At 39.9% G+C, this 15,155-nt stretch carries 14 protein-coding genes and 1 tRNA gene; 12 read left to right on the top strand and 3 right to left on the bottom strand.

Translation table 11 applies throughout. The features are described 5' to 3' along the window. The first annotated feature begins 7 nt into the window (after nt 1-7). The 11 genes from ATCC51562_RS03225 (at nt 8) to ATCC51562_RS03175 (ending at nt 8,296) form a co-directional block, all read left to right on the top strand. Entirely contained in the window at nt 8-352 is a 345-nt protein-coding gene (locus tag ATCC51562_RS03225; protein ID WP_021090750.1) for a hypothetical protein, read from the top strand. Continuing rightward, nucleotides 324-1,028: an RNA polymerase sigma factor FliA gene (locus ATCC51562_RS03220; RefSeq protein ID WP_021090868.1), complete on the top strand. Its 705-nt coding sequence runs from the start codon at nt 324-326 to the stop codon at nt 1,026-1,028. The genes ATCC51562_RS03225 and ATCC51562_RS03220 overlap by 29 nt, the downstream gene beginning before the upstream one ends. After that, complete coding sequence (fliM, locus tag ATCC51562_RS03215; protein WP_021090912.1) at nt 1,028-2,131, top strand: flagellar motor switch protein FliM; 1,104 nt, start codon at nt 1,028-1,030, stop codon at nt 2,129-2,131. Before ATCC51562_RS03220 ends, fliM begins: the two co-directional genes overlap by 1 nt. After that, nucleotides 2,121-2,972, top strand: a complete 852-nt coding sequence (gene fliY / locus ATCC51562_RS03210) for a flagellar motor switch protein FliY (protein ID WP_035167232.1) — start codon at nt 2,121-2,123, stop codon at nt 2,970-2,972. The genes fliM and fliY overlap by 11 nt, the downstream gene beginning before the upstream one ends. Beyond that, complete coding sequence (locus ATCC51562_RS03205) at nt 2,972-3,565, top strand: TIGR00730 family Rossman fold protein (protein WP_021090483.1); 594 nt, start codon at nt 2,972-2,974, stop codon at nt 3,563-3,565. The genes fliY and ATCC51562_RS03205 overlap by 1 nt, the downstream gene beginning before the upstream one ends. A gap of 49 nt (nt 3,566-3,614) precedes the next feature. Then, complete coding sequence (gene mnmA / locus ATCC51562_RS03200) at nt 3,615-4,637, top strand: tRNA 2-thiouridine(34) synthase MnmA (RefSeq protein ID WP_021090839.1); 1,023 nt, start codon at nt 3,615-3,617, stop codon at nt 4,635-4,637. Nucleotides 4,638-4,749: 112 nt separating this feature from the next. Then, nucleotides 4,750-4,824 (top strand) — tRNA-Asn (locus ATCC51562_RS03195). A 272-nt stretch (nt 4,825-5,096) separates the two neighbouring features. Beyond that, nucleotides 5,097-5,582, top strand: a complete 486-nt coding sequence (locus tag ATCC51562_RS03190; protein ID WP_021090950.1) for a PepSY domain-containing protein — start codon at nt 5,097-5,099, stop codon at nt 5,580-5,582. A gap of 44 nt (nt 5,583-5,626) precedes the next feature. Continuing rightward, the gene (locus ATCC51562_RS03185) at nt 5,627-6,265 is read left to right on the top strand and encodes a hypothetical protein (protein ID WP_021090683.1); all 639 of its coding nucleotides are present in this window, start codon (nt 5,627-5,629) and stop codon (nt 6,263-6,265) included. A 38-nt stretch (nt 6,266-6,303) separates the two neighbouring features. Then, nucleotides 6,304-6,963 carry a response regulator transcription factor gene (locus tag ATCC51562_RS03180; protein ID WP_021090965.1) on the top strand — a complete coding sequence of 220 codons (660 nt, stop codon included), beginning with the start codon at nt 6,304-6,306 and terminating at the stop codon, nt 6,961-6,963. Continuing rightward, complete coding sequence (locus ATCC51562_RS03175) at nt 6,947-8,296, top strand: sensor histidine kinase (protein WP_021090933.1); 1,350 nt, start codon at nt 6,947-6,949, stop codon at nt 8,294-8,296. The genes ATCC51562_RS03180 and ATCC51562_RS03175 overlap by 17 nt, the downstream gene beginning before the upstream one ends. Nucleotides 8,297-8,675: 379 nt before the next feature. Here ATCC51562_RS03175 and nifB read toward each other — a convergent pair whose 3' ends face one another. From nifB to ATCC51562_RS03155, 3 genes are read right to left on the bottom strand one after another with little or no spacing between them, the layout of a single operon-like run. Further along, the gene (gene nifB, locus ATCC51562_RS03165; RefSeq protein ID WP_021090485.1) at nt 8,676-9,503 is read right to left on the bottom strand and encodes a nitrogenase cofactor biosynthesis protein NifB; all 828 of its coding nucleotides are present in this window, start codon (nt 9,501-9,503) and stop codon (nt 8,676-8,678) included. Further along, nucleotides 9,503-10,315: a 4Fe-4S binding protein gene (locus tag ATCC51562_RS03160; RefSeq protein ID WP_021090848.1), complete on the bottom strand. Its 813-nt coding sequence runs from the start codon at nt 10,313-10,315 to the stop codon at nt 9,503-9,505. The genes nifB and ATCC51562_RS03160 overlap by 1 nt, the downstream gene beginning before the upstream one ends. Beyond that, the gene (locus tag ATCC51562_RS03155; RefSeq protein ID WP_021090879.1) at nt 10,308-11,168 is read right to left on the bottom strand and encodes a substrate-binding domain-containing protein; all 861 of its coding nucleotides are present in this window, start codon (nt 11,166-11,168) and stop codon (nt 10,308-10,310) included. The genes ATCC51562_RS03160 and ATCC51562_RS03155 overlap by 8 nt, the downstream gene beginning before the upstream one ends. A gap of 321 nt (nt 11,169-11,489) precedes the next feature. Here ATCC51562_RS03155 and ATCC51562_RS03150 point away from each other — a divergent pair, with 321 nt between their 5' ends. Beyond that, a complete protein-coding gene (locus ATCC51562_RS03150) occupies nt 11,490-15,152 on the top strand; it encodes a S6 family peptidase (protein WP_021090560.1) in 3,663 nt (1,220 codons plus the stop codon). Nucleotides 15,153-15,155 lie beyond the last annotated feature (3 nt).

The following is a 15,155-nucleotide window of genomic DNA, read 5'->3' as shown; positions in this document are numbered from 1 at the left end:
TTGAGCTTTGCGTGCAGAAAATTTTATAGCATTTTTTACGGTTTGTGGTTTTTTTGTAGGTATAGTTTTTACCTTGTTAAAGGTGAGTGAGCCTATCGAAATGCTAGTTTATACACTAGTTATTACTTTGTTTTTTTATCTTATAATTCACATTGTTATCATGAACTACATTGATGTGAAAAGGGCTTTAACTAAAATTTTTGACAAACAAAAACACGAAGAGATCGCAGACTATCTCATCTCTGAGCTAAATACTAGAGAAAAGCGTATGGAAAATATAATGGTAAAAATGACTGCTGAAAATTTTGATTCTGGTAAACGAAATGCACGAGTTAAAGCAAAAGCAGCTTAACGCTTATAAAAACACGATAAAAAAAGAACAAGACGAAATCGTCTTAAAATATATGCCAGCACTGCGTGCAATGGCGTTTAGACTTAAAGAGAGGCTACCATCAAGTATAGATACAAATGACCTAATAAGCATTGGCGTTGAAGAGATGATAAAGCTTAGCAGGAAGTATGACAAGGAGCAAAATGACTCTTTTTGGGGTTATGGCAAAAAGAGAATTTATGGCTCTATGCTTGATTATCTAAGGACGCTTGATGTTGTTAGCAGAAGCGATAGAAAGCTAGTAAAGAGCATAAATAGCGAGATAGATAACTACTTTAATGAATTTGAAGAAGAGCCAAGCGATGAGTATTTGGCCGAAAAGCTTAATGAAGATATTGAGAAGATAAGAGAGGCAAGAGGCGTTAGCGGTATCATTACTATTTTGCCAATAGACGAGCAAATGGAGCTAATTGGTCAAAATGATGTCGAGAAAAGCATTGAGAGAGAGGATCTCATCTTAAAAATAGAGGAAGCTTTAAAAGATTTTGACGAAAGAGATCAGATGTTGGTTCAGCTTTATTATTATGAAGAGCTAAATTTAAAAGAGATAAGCCAGATCATGAATATCAGCGAGAGTAGAATTTCACAAATTCATAAACGTTTGCTTGATCGTATTAGGCGTAGCTTGGGGGTTTAATGGCTGATATTTTAAGTCAAGAAGAGATAGACGCGCTACTTGAAGTTGTTGATGAAGACGGCGATACGAGTAGTATCGAGGTCGAAGAGAGATCGCAAGGCGAACAAAAACAGATTATTATTTATGATTTTAAGCGTCCAAACCGCGTTAGTAAAGAGCAACTCCGTGCGATAAAAGGCATCCATGATAAGCTTGCTAGAAATTTGGCTAGTCAAATTTCTAGTGTTATGAGAAGTATCGTCGAGATCAGACTTCACAGTGTTGATCAAATGACTTATGGCGAATTTTTGATGAGCTTGCCAAGTCCAACTAGTTTTAATGTCTTTTCTATAAAGCCACTTGATGGAAACTGTGTTTTGGAGATAAATCCAAGCATTGCTTTTCCGATGATAGATCGTTTGCTTGGCGGAACTGGTGAAAATTTTGAAGCAAATAGAGAGCTAACCGACATCGAAGTAAATTTGCTTGATGCGGTGCTTAGAATGATCATGCAGCGTCTAAAAGAGAGCTGGTCAATGATAACTGATATGTACCCAAATGTGGAAGCCAAAGAGAGCAGTCCAAATGTCGTACAGATCGTCTCTCAAAATGAGATCGTCATTATGGTCGTTATGGAGATCATAGTTGGCGGATCAAGCGGTATGATAAATTTATGCTATCCAGTCATCTACCTTGAACCGATACTCTCACGCCTTGCAAACAGAGACATTATGCTTGGCGAAACGAGTGCAAAAAAAAGTAGAAACAAAGAGCTAAAAACACTTATTGGACGAGCAGAAATTTTATATGAAGCCATACTTGGCAAATCGATTATCAGCGTAAATGAGTTTTTAAATTTAAAAGAAGGCGATATTTTAAGGCTTGATAGAGGAGCTGATGATAAGGCGATCGTTTGTATCGATAAAAAAGAAGTTTTCTTAGCCGAAGTCGGACTTCATAGATTTAGAAAATCTATAAGGATTGAGCAGTTAATACGCTCTGATAAAGATGAGATCAAAAATATCTTAGAAAAATACGAAGAAGAGCGAAAAGCAAAGCTGATGGCGTATGAAGCTAATGAGCGCAAAATGGAAGAAGAAGAGGATGACGAAGATGATGAATGATTTTTTTAATATATTTTCTAATGAATTAAAAGCTACTATCGAAGGACTTACGGGCAGAGCTCCAGAAGTTGGTGAAAGAAATGAATTTGATGCACCAACGCAAAATGGCATAAAGCCACCAGTAGTGATGGCCAATATCTCTTTAAGTGGCGACATCAATGCTAAAACAGAGATAGTATGCACTCCGGTTTTAATAAGTGCCATTAGCGAATGGATGATGGGCGAAGAGGAAATTTCAAAGAATGAAAATTTAGGTAGTGATGAGCTTGACGCTGCAAAAGAGATATTTTCAAATCTTTTTAGTGCTTTTAGTACATCTTTGGGTGCTCAAAAGGGTATGCCAAAGATAAATTTTGAAGTAATAAATGTAAATTTTTTAGATGAAAATTCTTCGCTTGATTTTAGTGTTTATGAAAAGCTATTTTTATTTAATGTCAAAATCGAAGATCTAAGTGAGCATATCGGTTTTGCTTGCGATCATTCGTTAATGAAATTTTTTGAGCCAACAAAGACTGAAGCACCAGCTGCACCTGCAGCAAGTACTCCTCATGTAACTAAAGGTGAATTTAGCGCTGAAGAGATGAGAAATATTGGGCTTATAATGGATGTTAGGCTGCCTATTCGTGTTCGTATCGGCTCAAAAAGAATGCTCTTAAAAGATGTACTTACCATGGATATTGGCTCAGTTATTGAGCTAAATCAATTAGCAAACGATCCGCTTGAAATTTTGATCGGCGATAAGGTAATAGCCCTTGGCGAAGTTGTCATAATCGATGGAAACTTTGGCATCCAGATCACTCAGATAGGCTCAAAACGCGAGAGGCTTCAGCAGTTAAAATAATGAATAATGATTTAGTTAGCGATCTTTTAAATTTTCCAAACGTCTTAAAATATAAAAATAAAAATGTTACCTTCTTTGGCTCGGCTAGATTTGATGAAGAAAATTTCTACTGCAAAAAGGCTTATGAGCTAGCTTATAAGCTAAACGAGCTAGGATATGCTATCTTAACCGGAGGCGGGGACGGCATAATGAGAGCCGCAAACAAGGGCGCGTTTGATAGTGCAAAATCGCCAAGTATAGCCCTGAATGTGAGACTTCCGTTTGAACAAAATACAAATCCTTACGTCACAGCAAAATATCTCTTTTCAAATTTAAGCCCAAGAAAATTTGCACTTACCGATCGTTCAGTCGCATTTGTCGTCTTTCCGGGTGGCTTTGGCACTCTTGATGAACTTTTTGAAATTTTAGTACTTGCACAAGTTGGTAGTAAAAAAGTAAAAATTTTTCTTTTTGGGAGTGAATTTTGGCAAGGGCTTGATGAATTTATAAAAAATACGCTAGTTAGCCAAAAAACAATAAAAAAAGAAGATATAAATTTATACAAAATCACCGATGATTTAAAGCTTATTGTAGATGAAATTTTGGCTATTTAAAAATAAGATATAAAATATCCCCTTTTAAATTTCAAAGAGGTAAAAAAATATGAAAGTAATGGTCGCAATGAGCGGTGGTGTAGATAGCACTATGACGGCTAAATTTCTGCAAGAAGCTGGTCATGAAGTGCAAGGCTGCTATATGATGCTACATCAAAAGCCAGGATATCATGAAGAAAATATCAGAAAAGTGAAAAAAGTAGGCGAGTATCTTGGCATAAAGGTGCATATTTTGGATCTGCAGGATAAATTTAATGAGTTTGTCTATGATCCTTTTGTGAAGCTCTATAAAGAAGGCAAGACGCCAAATCCTTGTGCTTTGTGCAATAAATTTATAAAGCTTGGTGCGCTACTTGATTTTGCAAAGGCAAATGGCTGTGAGAAGCTTGCTACTGGGCATTATGTGCAAGTTATTGATGGATTTATCACATGTGCAAAAGATCCTAGCAAGGATCAAAGCTACTTTTTAGCCCAAGTGCCAAAAGAGATATTAAAAGATGTTATTTTCCCGCTTGGGGATAAATTTAAAAAAGATATAAAAGAGCTTGCAAGAAGTGTAAAAGTGCTTGAAGAATTTGCTACGCAGGCAGAAAGTAGTGAAATTTGCTTTGTGGAAGATACCTATATCGAAGTTTTAAATAAGCATTACAATACAAATTTGCCAGGAAACGTAGTTGATAAAGATGGCAAAATAATCGGCCGCCACCAAGGCTATATGCACTATACTATCGGTAAACGCCGTGGTTTTGAGGTTTTCGGCGCCCATGAGCCACATTTTGTTATAAAGATAAATGCCGATAAAAATGAGATCGTTGTGGGAACAAAAGATGACCTGGCTCAAAAAGTAGTCGAGCTTGAAAACGTAAATTTGTTTATAGATAAAGATAAATTTGATTGCGAAACCAAGATAAGATATAGAAGCCCTAAACTTGATGCTTTTGTTGAGGTTGATAAAGAGAATAAAACAGCAAAACTAACGCTAAATCAAAATGCACTTGGTGTGGCACAAGGCCAGCTTTGTGTTATGTATGATGGCGATAAGGTTATTGCAAGTGGATTTATAAAAGGCTAGTTGTAGCCTTTTATAAAAATTTATTGGGCTCTGTACAATTTTTTATAAATTAAGCTAAAATTTATTGACAAAACATATCTTTTCGTCTATAATACGAGCTCTTTTCAAGTGTTCCGGATTAGCTCAGCGGTAGAGTAGGTGACTGTTAATCACTTGGTCGCTGGTTCGAACCCAGCATCCGGAGCCATTCTTCTTCAAAAATCATTTTAAAATCCCGATTTTAACGATGTTTTAAGAACTTTAAGTTTTATTATTTTTTGTATTTTTCCCCTTTATTTCCCTTCAGATTTATTTATTGTTTCAAAGTATATCGTTCTGATTCGTAATCAAAATGCGATTAGATATTCATCTTTGGACGAAGTTAAAATAAATTTCCTTTATTCATTCTAGCTTCATTTAAGGCTTTTATAATGCGCTCATCCAAACGAAAGTTGGAAATAAAAAATAAAAGGATCAAAAATGAAAAAAGTATTAGGTGCAGCAGTTTTAGCAGCAGTTTTGGGAGCGACAGGTTTGCAAGCAGCTATCACATCAAAAGATGCTTTAAATATAGCTGAGAAAAACTTCCCAGGCTCAAGCGTCAAAGATATAGAGATAGACGTCAAAAATGGCGTGACATTTTATAAGATAGAGTCTTTTAAAGACGGTGTCAAACAAGATATCAAGATCGATGCCAATAGCGGTCAGATCGTTAAAATGGAGAATAAAAATAAAAAACATATCTTGCCGATCGAAGTGGTAGATTTTTCGAAATTTGCTCTTAGCATCGACGAAGCTGTGGCTAAAGCTCAAGCGCTCGAGGCTGGCTGGAGCCTTGATGAGGCAGAGCTTGATAATAAAAATGGTGCTTGGATATACAAAGTAGAGCTTAAGCGCGACAGGAGCGAGAAAAAAGTGATCATAAACGCTCAAACAGGCGAGATAATGGGCAACTATACAAAGTGATCTAGCGCCCTTTTTGGGCGTTAAATTTTATAAAGGTGAAAAAGATGAGTGAAAATTTAGATCAAAATTTAAACGAGAAAGTTAGCAAGCAAGTCTTAGAGAGAAATTTGAATAAAAATTTAAGCGAAAACGAGATAGAAAATATAAGTGAAAATGTTACTAATAAAAATAGTTACGAAAATTTAGGCAAGAGCGAGCAAAGCCCTGAAAATTTGGATAAAAATCCTAGTGAAGAAAGTAGTGGCGCAGAAATTTTAAGTCAAGCTACCTCAAAATGCAAAGTTCAGAATTTATTTAAAAAGACGCTTGAACTTTCGCTTCAAGGCGTAGCGGATGCGCTCATCTACACTGGCAAGGCTGGAGTGTGGCTAATAAACGCTACAAACTGCCTAAAAGACGAGGCGCAAAGGGCGGAGCTATCAAAGATAAATGAAGAGCAGGCTAAATTTGAAAGAGTGGCTTGCATCTTGCCAGAAAAAGTCAAAGAGATCGTCATAGAGCGCCTAAAAACAAAGCCAGAAGAGGTGGAATTTGCACCGATCTATCTAGCTAAAAAACAAAGCTTTGGCACACTTGGAGCGGAGTATTTTTATGAGGCAAGGGCTAAATTTAACGGCTTTTTGTATGATTTTAAGATAGGCGCAGCAAATGGCGAAATTTTAAATCTAAAAATAAAAAGCTAAATTTGATAAAATAGCTGGCAAAATAAAGTGAGGCAGGGATGAAAATTTTAGTCGTAGAGGACGAAATAGACCTAAATAGCGTTATCACAAGGCACCTAAAGAAAAACGGATATAGCGTCGATAGCGCATTTAACGGCGAGGAGGCGATGGACTTTATCGCTGTGGCGCACTACGATCTCATCGTGCTTGATCTTATGATGCCAGTGATGGACGGACTTACATTTTTGCAAAGATCGCGCGCCGCAAAGCTAGCGACCCCTGTGCTGATACTAACGGCAAAAGACGATGTGGATGACGTTGTAAAGGGGCTTGACGCGGGTGCTGATGACTACTTGGTCAAGCCATTTGACTTTAAGGAGCTGCTAGCTAGGGTGCGCACGCTCATTCGCCGAAACAGCGGTAACGTGGCTAATGAAATTTACGCAGGCGAGCTAAAGATCGACCTTTCTAAAAAGTCAGTCGAATTTAGCGGCGAGCAGATCGAGCTAACTGGCAAAGAGTATGAAATTTTAGAGTTTTTGATGCTAAATAAGGGCAGAATTTTAACTCGCGACCAGATCAAAGAGCACGTCTGGGACTTTGACTACACGGGCGGCTCAAACGTCATCGAAGTGCTTATAAAAAACATAAGAAAAAAGCTTGGCGAGTGCGAGGTGATCCAGACTAAAAGAGGGCTTGGCTATGTTGTTAAGGATTAAACAAGCGCTTGCAAACATCCCGATAACGGCGCGCGTAACGCTTTGGTACTCGTTTTTTATCATCGTTATCGTGGCGGCTCTCATTGCCATCTCGGCGGTCGTGGCGGATGAGGTTTTTGAGGACGTGAGCCAAAAAAAGCTAGCCAAATCAGTCACCAAAATAGCCAATGATATGGATGAGTTTGAGCCATACGATGATGGGATATTTTTTATAAAATATAACGCAAAAGGCGATGTGATCGGTGGTCTAGCACCAAAATACTTTCAAATTTCACTTAAAATGAATAGCGGTGCAGTGCGCCTTTTTGAAAACGGCGAAAACCGCTTTTACTACTACGATATCGCAGCTAGAGGCAAAGGTGTCTGGATCAGAGGCGTGATAAATGCGGAGAAATTTTTTAAAAAAGAGGGGCTATTTTTACTAGTGCTGGGTGTTTTTGTGCCGGTTTTGTTTCTCTTTGTGCTTTATGGCGGCTATAAAACGATAAAAAACGCGATGAAGCCAGTCGCCACGATGTCAAAAACTGCGCTTGAGATAGGCAGCAGCCGTGACTTTTCAAAGCGCATAGACCTACCTGCTGGCAAAGACGAGCTGCACGCGCTTGCAAGTGTTTTTAACCAGATGCTCGACTCCCTAGAAAAGGTCTATCAAAGCGAGAAACAGCTCACCTCAGACGTCTCGCACGAGCTGCGAACGCCACTATCTGTCATCATGGCTGAGAGCGACTACGCTAAAAATTACTCACAAAATTTGGGTGAGGCCAAGGAGTCGCTGGAGGTCATCTCTAGGCAGTCAAGAAAGATAACCTCACTGATAGATCAAATTTTAGAGCTCTCAAGGCTAGAAGCTGGCAGAAATTTGGAGCTAAAAGATATAAATTTAAGCGCTATCTTGCAAAATTTGGCCAGCGACTATGAGAAGCTAGCAAGTGCAAAGGGGCTAAAATTTGGCTGCGTTGTAGCGCCAAATGTCCAAATACTTGGCAATGAGCTGATGATCTCAAGGCTGGTGGATAACTTTTTAAGTAACGCTCTAAAATTTGCAAAAGCTAAGATCGAGCTAAATTTAACCCTCACAAAAACTCATGCGCTTTTGTCTGTAAAAGACGATGGTGTCGGTATCTCTAAAAAAGATATCGATCTAATCTGGAATAAATTTTATCAAGTTGAAAGCTCAAGAAACAAAAGCCAAAACAGAGGCAGCGGACTAGGGCTGGCTATCGCTGCAAATATAGCTAAAATTCACGGCGCAAAGCTAGGTGTAAAAAGCGAAGCAGGAGTTGGAAGCGAATTTTGGGCTGAATTTGATCTGGTAAATTCAAAAGAAGCATAAATTTAAGCTGTTTGCTAGATAAAATTTACGCAAGAGTAAAACAAATATAAGAGCGAATTTAAATTTCACACAAAACTATCAAAGCTATGAGATAGATGAATATTGAGCAAAGTTATTAAGATGTCCGATTTAAAGCCCATTTAAATGGCTTTTAAAAGGGTTTGTAAAATAATGTAAAGAAAATTTCGCCACCTTGTCTTTGAGCAAAACTTACTCTGACTACGAATAAATCGCCTTTTTATATGCCTTTTATAACTTTGATATCTAGCAAGCTTTACAAAATTTAGCCAAGGGCCACGAGCCATACAAGAAAAAACAAAAGTCGCGCGAGTAAAAAGCCCAAAAACCAAAAAGATACTAAATTTAGTGTCTTTTATCGCTATCTTTCGCTAAGCTTTCCACATGCATCATCGCGGCACCTACTGCAGTGCGTCATCTGGTCTATATCGCCGCCTATCGATCTGCGAATGCGGTGGATCTCCTCGGTTGAGGGGGACTTTAAATTTTCAAAAGGGGTGTCATGCACCGGTATCATCGCCATGCAGTTCATTATGTCAGCTCCCCACTGCTTTGCCTTTGCCGAGATGCTTTGGACGTGGTCTATATTGACCCCAGGGATGACTACGGTGTTTATCTTTACTAGCATGCCAGCCTCTTTTAGCTTGCGGATGCCCTCGTCCTGGCGCGCTAGCAGTATCCTAGCAGCCTCTTCGCCGTAGTAGTTTTTACCTTCATACCTCACCCACGAATAGACCTTCGAGCCAACATCTGGCGTCACGGCATTAACAGTCACTGTCACATGGCTCACGCCAAGACGCACGATCTCATCCACATGCTCAGGCAGCGCTAAGCCATTAGTCGAGAGGCAGAGCAGGGCGTTTGGGAAGTGGGACTTGCACTTTTCAAAGGTCGCTAGCGTCTTGTCAGCATCGCACATCGGATCGCCAGGTCCAGCGATGCCGATGACGGATATATCTTGTCTAAATTTAAAGAGCTTTTCTAAAAATTTCACCGATTCATCTGGTGTTTGCACCTTTGCCGTTACGCCAGGGCGATTTTCATTAGCGCAGTCATATATGCGGTTGCAGAAGTTGCACTGGATGTTGCAGTGAGGGGCAACTGGCAGATGCACGCGTCCGTAGCTAGCGGAGGCCTTTTTGTTAAAGCATGGGTGGTTATCAAGATCAGCTTTGGTGCGAAAAATCATTAGCTCTTTTTCCTTCCAAATTTAATGGCATTTGCATGGCAGACATTGAGGCAGTCACCGCAGTTTGTGCAGTTTATCTCATCAGGTCTCGTCCCCATCTCGCACTTGCGCAAGCATGCGTCGCAGTCGTCACAGGCACTTGTTTTATAGACACGAAATATCGAAAATTTACGCAAAATTTCAAGCACACCACCTGATGGACAGACGAAACGGCACCAAAGGTTAGCTACGATTAGTGAGGCTAGCATGACTGAGATGATGACTGCTGTGCGTGTGACCCACTCCCACTCGCCAAAGCGAAGTGACAAAGTAACGGCAGTTAGGTACTCATCGCTCGTTCTTATAGGTATCATCATGCGTGGATTGCCCCAGACGAAATAGACCCAAAGGCTGATTGCTATGGTAATTAGCATGCCTATTTGAGCGAATATTAGCTTTTTGCTGCGAATTTTTAGCTTGAAAAAGGCAAATTTACCAAGCATTTGATTGACAAAGCCTGCTGGACAGACCCAGCCACAAAATGCCCTGCCAAAGAGGATGACAAGCGCTGGGATAAATAGCCAAAATCCAAAAAACAGCGACGTGATCCGCCCCCAACAGGTGATGATAGGGCAGTTTTGGCAATTTACAAAAGGCACTACAAAAGGGCATCTAAAAATGCCGTAATACGCCCATTGACCGATGCCTGCTATAAAGATGAGCTGTACTAGGCGTCTTATCTTTGTTGTGGGAGAGTTTTTGCTTTTCTTTTTTAAATTTACGTTACCGCATGCACTGCTATTAGAGCATGCGCTATTACAGCTACTACACATCTTTTACACCAAACCTTTCTATAAGCTCTAGCCCACGCGCTGAATAAATGGAGGTAAAGCCATGTTTTTCAAAAATTTCTTGCCCCTCAGTGCCGCAAACAAAGTCTGCAAAGTCATTTGCGAGCCTTTCATCTTTTACATATTTCATTATATTTAGCGTAAAAGTGAGCGGTCCAGGTGGGATAAGCTTTTCATCGATGGGCATGTACTCGATCTTGTCTTTGAACCTATCATGCGTTGTTAGGCGTTTTTCGATGATCGAAGCGTCGCCCTTGCCATCAACTAGCTCGCACATCATATTTATGACGCATGATCCGTTTGCGACCATGTTTTTCATCACCGCATCAGTGAGGTTTGAGTTTTTCAAGATCCCTTTGACTGGGCCACTGCCAGGGGGCGATGATCTAAGAGGTAGCATCACTCTAACTCCTGGTTCTGCAAGGTCCTTTAAGTCGCGAATGCCAGCAGGGTTGCCTTTTGGCACAACTAGGACGTAGTCGGTAAAGCATAGCGGTCTAAAGTGGAGGCTAAGACCAGCTTTGCGAAGTTTTTTAGAAAGCTCTAAAACCCTTGCTCCAAAGAGCTCGGTCGTGCTTTGAAGTGCTAAAAGCGACTTGCCAAGAGCACCAGCAAAAGCGCCAGTGTATTGGATATTGTGCCCTGTTCTTGCCTCGTAAATGGCATTTAGCTCATTAAATGCTTCAGATAGGCCTCCACACGACCAAACCTGAAGCGAGTCAGACTTAAATGGCGTAAAGCCAGCCAGCATCGTTTGTGGCGTGGCAACAGCGGCTGTGGCTAAAGCACCTTTTAAAAAGCCACGGCGTGATATACCGGTTTGTTTTAATTCCATGAAATCTCCTTTTGGGATTTAAGAAATGTAAATTTGATATTTTCGGCACGCGAAACTTGTGAAATTTGACTTTTGAAATTTGCAAAAATGGTAGTTGAAGATAAATTTATGCAAATGTAAATCGCAACTGCGACCAAATTTGGTGTAATTATAACCAAAAGTAAGTTTAAAAAGCGAGATAATTTTAATTAGATAAAAATTTCATATTGTAAATTTAATGTCTAAAAAATAATTAAGGTTTTAGTCATTAAACAATAAAAAATATTGTAAAATGCTTCCCTTAATTTAAATGGAATTATATTCACAAAATGGAGGTTTATCTTGAAAAATAACAAATTCGGTATTTCTATCGTTTTGGCAAGCGTTTTATGCGCTTGCGCGAATGCGCAGGTTATGGATATAGGGACGAATTATTATAGGGATTATCTTGATTTCGCGCAAAATAAGGGCGCTTTTACCCCGCAAGATACTCCGCTAGAATTTGCGCAAAGAAACGGCGACAAATTTACGTTTGATAAAATCCCAAATAGCGGCGCTAGGAATAATAAAGGAAATTTTACTTCGCTTGGACGAAATTTCGTCGTAACGGCTAACCATACGTTAGATGCTACCGCGGCTAGTAATTTTAACGAAAATAGAGGATGGTTTGGCAATACAAAATACAAATATCTAACCTCTCATACGGCGACCCCGACCGAGAGGCTATATAATTCCGATACCGCTTATATGCGAACCACAAAATACATCGTAGAGGGACAAATAGATCCGATAGACGTACCGAATTTAGATATTTCAGGCGATAGCAGGGCGACTGATGAGGCTAATATAGATAAAATACAAAACTATTTAAATGATATAAAAAATAGCGGCGGTGCTAGAGGCGATAACGTTCTTGCCTATCAAGCGGGCACCGGAGCACTCGGGCTAGAAAAACCGAAAATCGATACCGACGGATATAGCGACGTCGTAAGCGCAAGAGAATTTGAAGATCAAAATATCGTTAATCAGGCTTTGGGCGGAAGCGTAAACGAAATAAGCACGCATTATTCGGCTAATTATAAGACGCATATCTCGAGTATAAATAGGCCCGGCATTTATATGTTTATGACCTCTGATAGGGGTTTTAGGAACAGGCTTTTGCCCGGCGATAGCGGTTCTGGATTTTTCGTATACGATACGGTAGCGCAAAAATGGGTTCTAGTAGGGGTTTTATCGGCGGTCGCCGATAATGGCAATTACGCCTCAATCGTAACGATGAAAGATTTTAGTGACTATAGGAGAAATTACGAAAATTTAGTCAGCGGTTTAAACGTCTCAAATGCCCAACTCGTAAGAAATAAAGATAATATATTTAACGCCGCAAACGGTTCAAGCATTACGCTAAATTCTAACCTTGACTTAGGCCACGGCGGAATCGTCGTAAATAGCGGAAATTTTACCCTTCTAAACGGTATCGGAAGCAATAAAATAACTAGACTTGCGGGCTTTGACGTAGCTGGCGGCGCAAGTTTGAGCTTAAACGTAGCGGCCGATACTAGCGTACATAAAGTCGGCAAAGGAAGTTTAATCGTAAATTCTAGCGGTAATAAAACATTAAGATTAGGCGACGGTATAGTGGATCTAAGAGCCGTAAACGCTTTTGAAAAAATTTATTTAACGAGCGGTAGAGGCCTATTAAGGCTTAGCGTAGACGATAGCCTAAAAGATAAAATTTTTTTTGGAAACGGCGGAGGAAAGCTTGATTTAAACGGATTCGATCAAATTTTTAGTAACGTTTCGGCTAATTCAAACGCCGCTAAAATCACGAATTTATCCACTCAAAAAGCAACGCTTAAAATAAACGGCGAAAGCGGTAAGGATACGATATTTCATGCGAGCGTAGATAAAAATATAGACGTAAAACACGATGGGCAAGGGCGAGAGCTCGTATTTGACGGCGATTTTGATATAGACGGAAGTTTGAGTCTAAATAACGCCAAGGTTACGCTTCAAGGACATCCGACCGCTCATGCTACGGCAGATGCCAGCGTCTTAACGCAGGCGGTAAAGGATAAAATAGCCGCCGCCGGTTTAAGCAAGCCTTCGTATATGGATTTAACTCGCCCCTCTACGCTATCGCAGCCTGATTGGGAGAAGCGTAAATTTAATGCGAAAGAGGGCATAAAAATAAACTCTTCAGAACTTACGATAGGTAAGGACATAGACGTAAATAGCAATATAGAGGCGAAAAATTCCGTTATAAATTTAAGCGGCGAATTAACTCACTATATCGATAAATTCGACGGCTCAAATACTTACGACGACGGCTTAAAATACCGCCAAAACGTAGAAAAAGGAAATTTGCTAGTTAAAGACGTTAGCTTTAAAAATAGAATCGTTATGGATAGCGACAGCATGCTAAGAGTCGGCGGCACGAAGACTAAGCTAAAAGAGCTCGTAATAAACGGCAAAAATACGGCTCCTACTCGCAGCATAGCGGCTGGAAGCGGTAAATTAGAAATAGAAAATCTAGACGTTAGCGGAGCAAACAAACTAACCTTTGAGCCCGATACGACCGTAGCGAAAAATTTAAATATTAAAAATTTTAGTAATGCAAATGGGCCTATTTTGGATTTTAAAAAGGTTTTGACGCTTGGCGCGGGGATGAAATTTAACATCGATTTTGCGGCGGCTTTGAGAGGCGAGATGACTGCTGAAAAAACCTATACGCTCGTAAGCGCAGAAAGTATCGTAAACAAAGGCGCGATATTTAATACCGAACAAAAAATCAACGGTCTTTTTACGACTTATGCCATAAAAGACGGCAAAATTACGATGAGATTAAGCGATAAAAAAGCCGAGAATCCGTCTGCGACGCCGGGATCTGAGCAGGAGCTAAGGTTGACCGGATTTAGCGAACGCCAAAATAAAATTTTAAATATGTTTAAAAATAGACCGGAATATGAAAGCGCCCTCCAAAGCGGCGACACCGAGACTTTAAGACAAATGGCGTTAAAGGCGGAATCCGATATGAAAGAAATTTCGGCTTCGTCTTTAAAAGTTAGCGTCAAAGCCTTACAAAACGGCAATGAGTTAATAAATTCAAGATTATCTCAAATTACTCAGTTAAGAGCAAAGGCCGATATTTCGCAGTTTAGGCTAGCGGGACTTGAGAGCGATTTTAAGCCGACCGCCGCAATAGCCTACGAAGCGGCCGAGGCTAGCAGACAAAGAAATAATTTCTGGGTGAACGTAAACGGAGCGTATTTTAAAGATAAGGATAGCGGCGGTGATCTAAAATTTTACGGCACGTATATAGGCTACGACAGGAGCTATGACGAGTTTATTTTAGGCGTGAATGCGGGCATGAGTAAGTCCAAATTTAGCTCAAATACCGTAACCGACGATGCTAAAATTTACAGTTTTGGAGCGTATGGACTTTTTGAGCGAGACGCTCACGAGATACAGAGCAATCTAAATTTAGCTTTCGTAAATTCTAAGCGCAGCTTAAACGATTTGCAAAAGGCCAGCGTAAGAAGCACGGGTATCCTTTCGAGCAACTACTATAAATATAAAATTTCGCTCGGATCAAACGGCGAATATGCTCAGGCTATCAAGCCCGTACTTGCGCTAGAATTTGTCGTAAACGGCGTAAAGGGCTTTAAGAACGATAGATACGATCAAAAAGACATAAATGACTTTAACGTAGCTTTAGGAGTCGGCGTCGAGTATGTGTTAAATAGCGATAAAAATGCATTTGCGGCACAATTTTTAGTAAAACAAAATGTCTATAACTCTGACGACAAATCTTACGTTTCGCTAAATAACTCAAACGAATACGTCGACTACAAGCTCGACAATAACAAACCGGCCTATAAGCTAAATTTGGTCGCGGATACTAAAATTAGCGAAAATTTCGCGCTTTCTTATCAACTTAGCGGAATGTTAGATAACGACAAAAGCTACGGCGTAAGCGGCGGTGTGAAACTAGAATATAAATTTTAAGAT

Source organism: Campylobacter concisus ATCC 51562, from assembly GCF_000466745.1.
In the GTDB taxonomy this organism is placed as follows: Bacteria; Campylobacterota; Campylobacteria; order Campylobacterales; family Campylobacteraceae; genus Campylobacter_A; species Campylobacter_A concisus_B.
The sequence above is the reverse complement of the archived record's forward strand: the minus strand, read 5'-3'. Positions and strand labels throughout refer to the sequence as shown.

What these genes read in the sequence shown, in the direction of transcription:
- ATCC51562_RS03220 (WP_021090868.1), top strand. Translation starts at nt 324, where the DNA reads ATGCACGAGTTAAAGCAAAAGCAGCTTAACGCTTATAAAAACACGATA.
- fliM (WP_021090912.1), top strand. Translation starts at nt 1,028, where the DNA reads ATGGCTGATATTTTAAGTCAAGAAGAGATAGACGCGCTACTTGAAGTT.
- fliY (WP_035167232.1), top strand. Translation starts at nt 2,121, where the DNA reads ATGATGAATGATTTTTTTAATATATTTTCTAATGAATTAAAAGCTACT.
- ATCC51562_RS03205 (WP_021090483.1), top strand. Translation starts at nt 2,972, where the DNA reads ATGAATAATGATTTAGTTAGCGATCTTTTAAATTTTCCAAACGTCTTA.
- mnmA (WP_021090839.1), top strand. Translation starts at nt 3,615, where the DNA reads ATGAAAGTAATGGTCGCAATGAGCGGTGGTGTAGATAGCACTATGACG.
- ATCC51562_RS03190 (WP_021090950.1), top strand. Translation starts at nt 5,097, where the DNA reads ATGAAAAAAGTATTAGGTGCAGCAGTTTTAGCAGCAGTTTTGGGAGCG.
- ATCC51562_RS03185 (WP_021090683.1), top strand. Translation starts at nt 5,627, where the DNA reads ATGAGTGAAAATTTAGATCAAAATTTAAACGAGAAAGTTAGCAAGCAA.
- ATCC51562_RS03180 (WP_021090965.1), top strand. Translation starts at nt 6,304, where the DNA reads ATGAAAATTTTAGTCGTAGAGGACGAAATAGACCTAAATAGCGTTATC.
- ATCC51562_RS03175 (WP_021090933.1), top strand. Translation starts at nt 6,947, where the DNA reads ATGTTGTTAAGGATTAAACAAGCGCTTGCAAACATCCCGATAACGGCG.
- nifB (WP_021090485.1), bottom strand. Translation starts at nt 9,503, where the DNA reads ATGATTTTTCGCACCAAAGCTGATCTTGATAACCACCCATGCTTTAAC.
- ATCC51562_RS03160 (WP_021090848.1), bottom strand. Translation starts at nt 10,315, where the DNA reads ATGTGTAGTAGCTGTAATAGCGCATGCTCTAATAGCAGTGCATGCGGT.
- ATCC51562_RS03155 (WP_021090879.1), bottom strand. Translation starts at nt 11,168, where the DNA reads ATGGAATTAAAACAAACCGGTATATCACGCCGTGGCTTTTTAAAAGGT.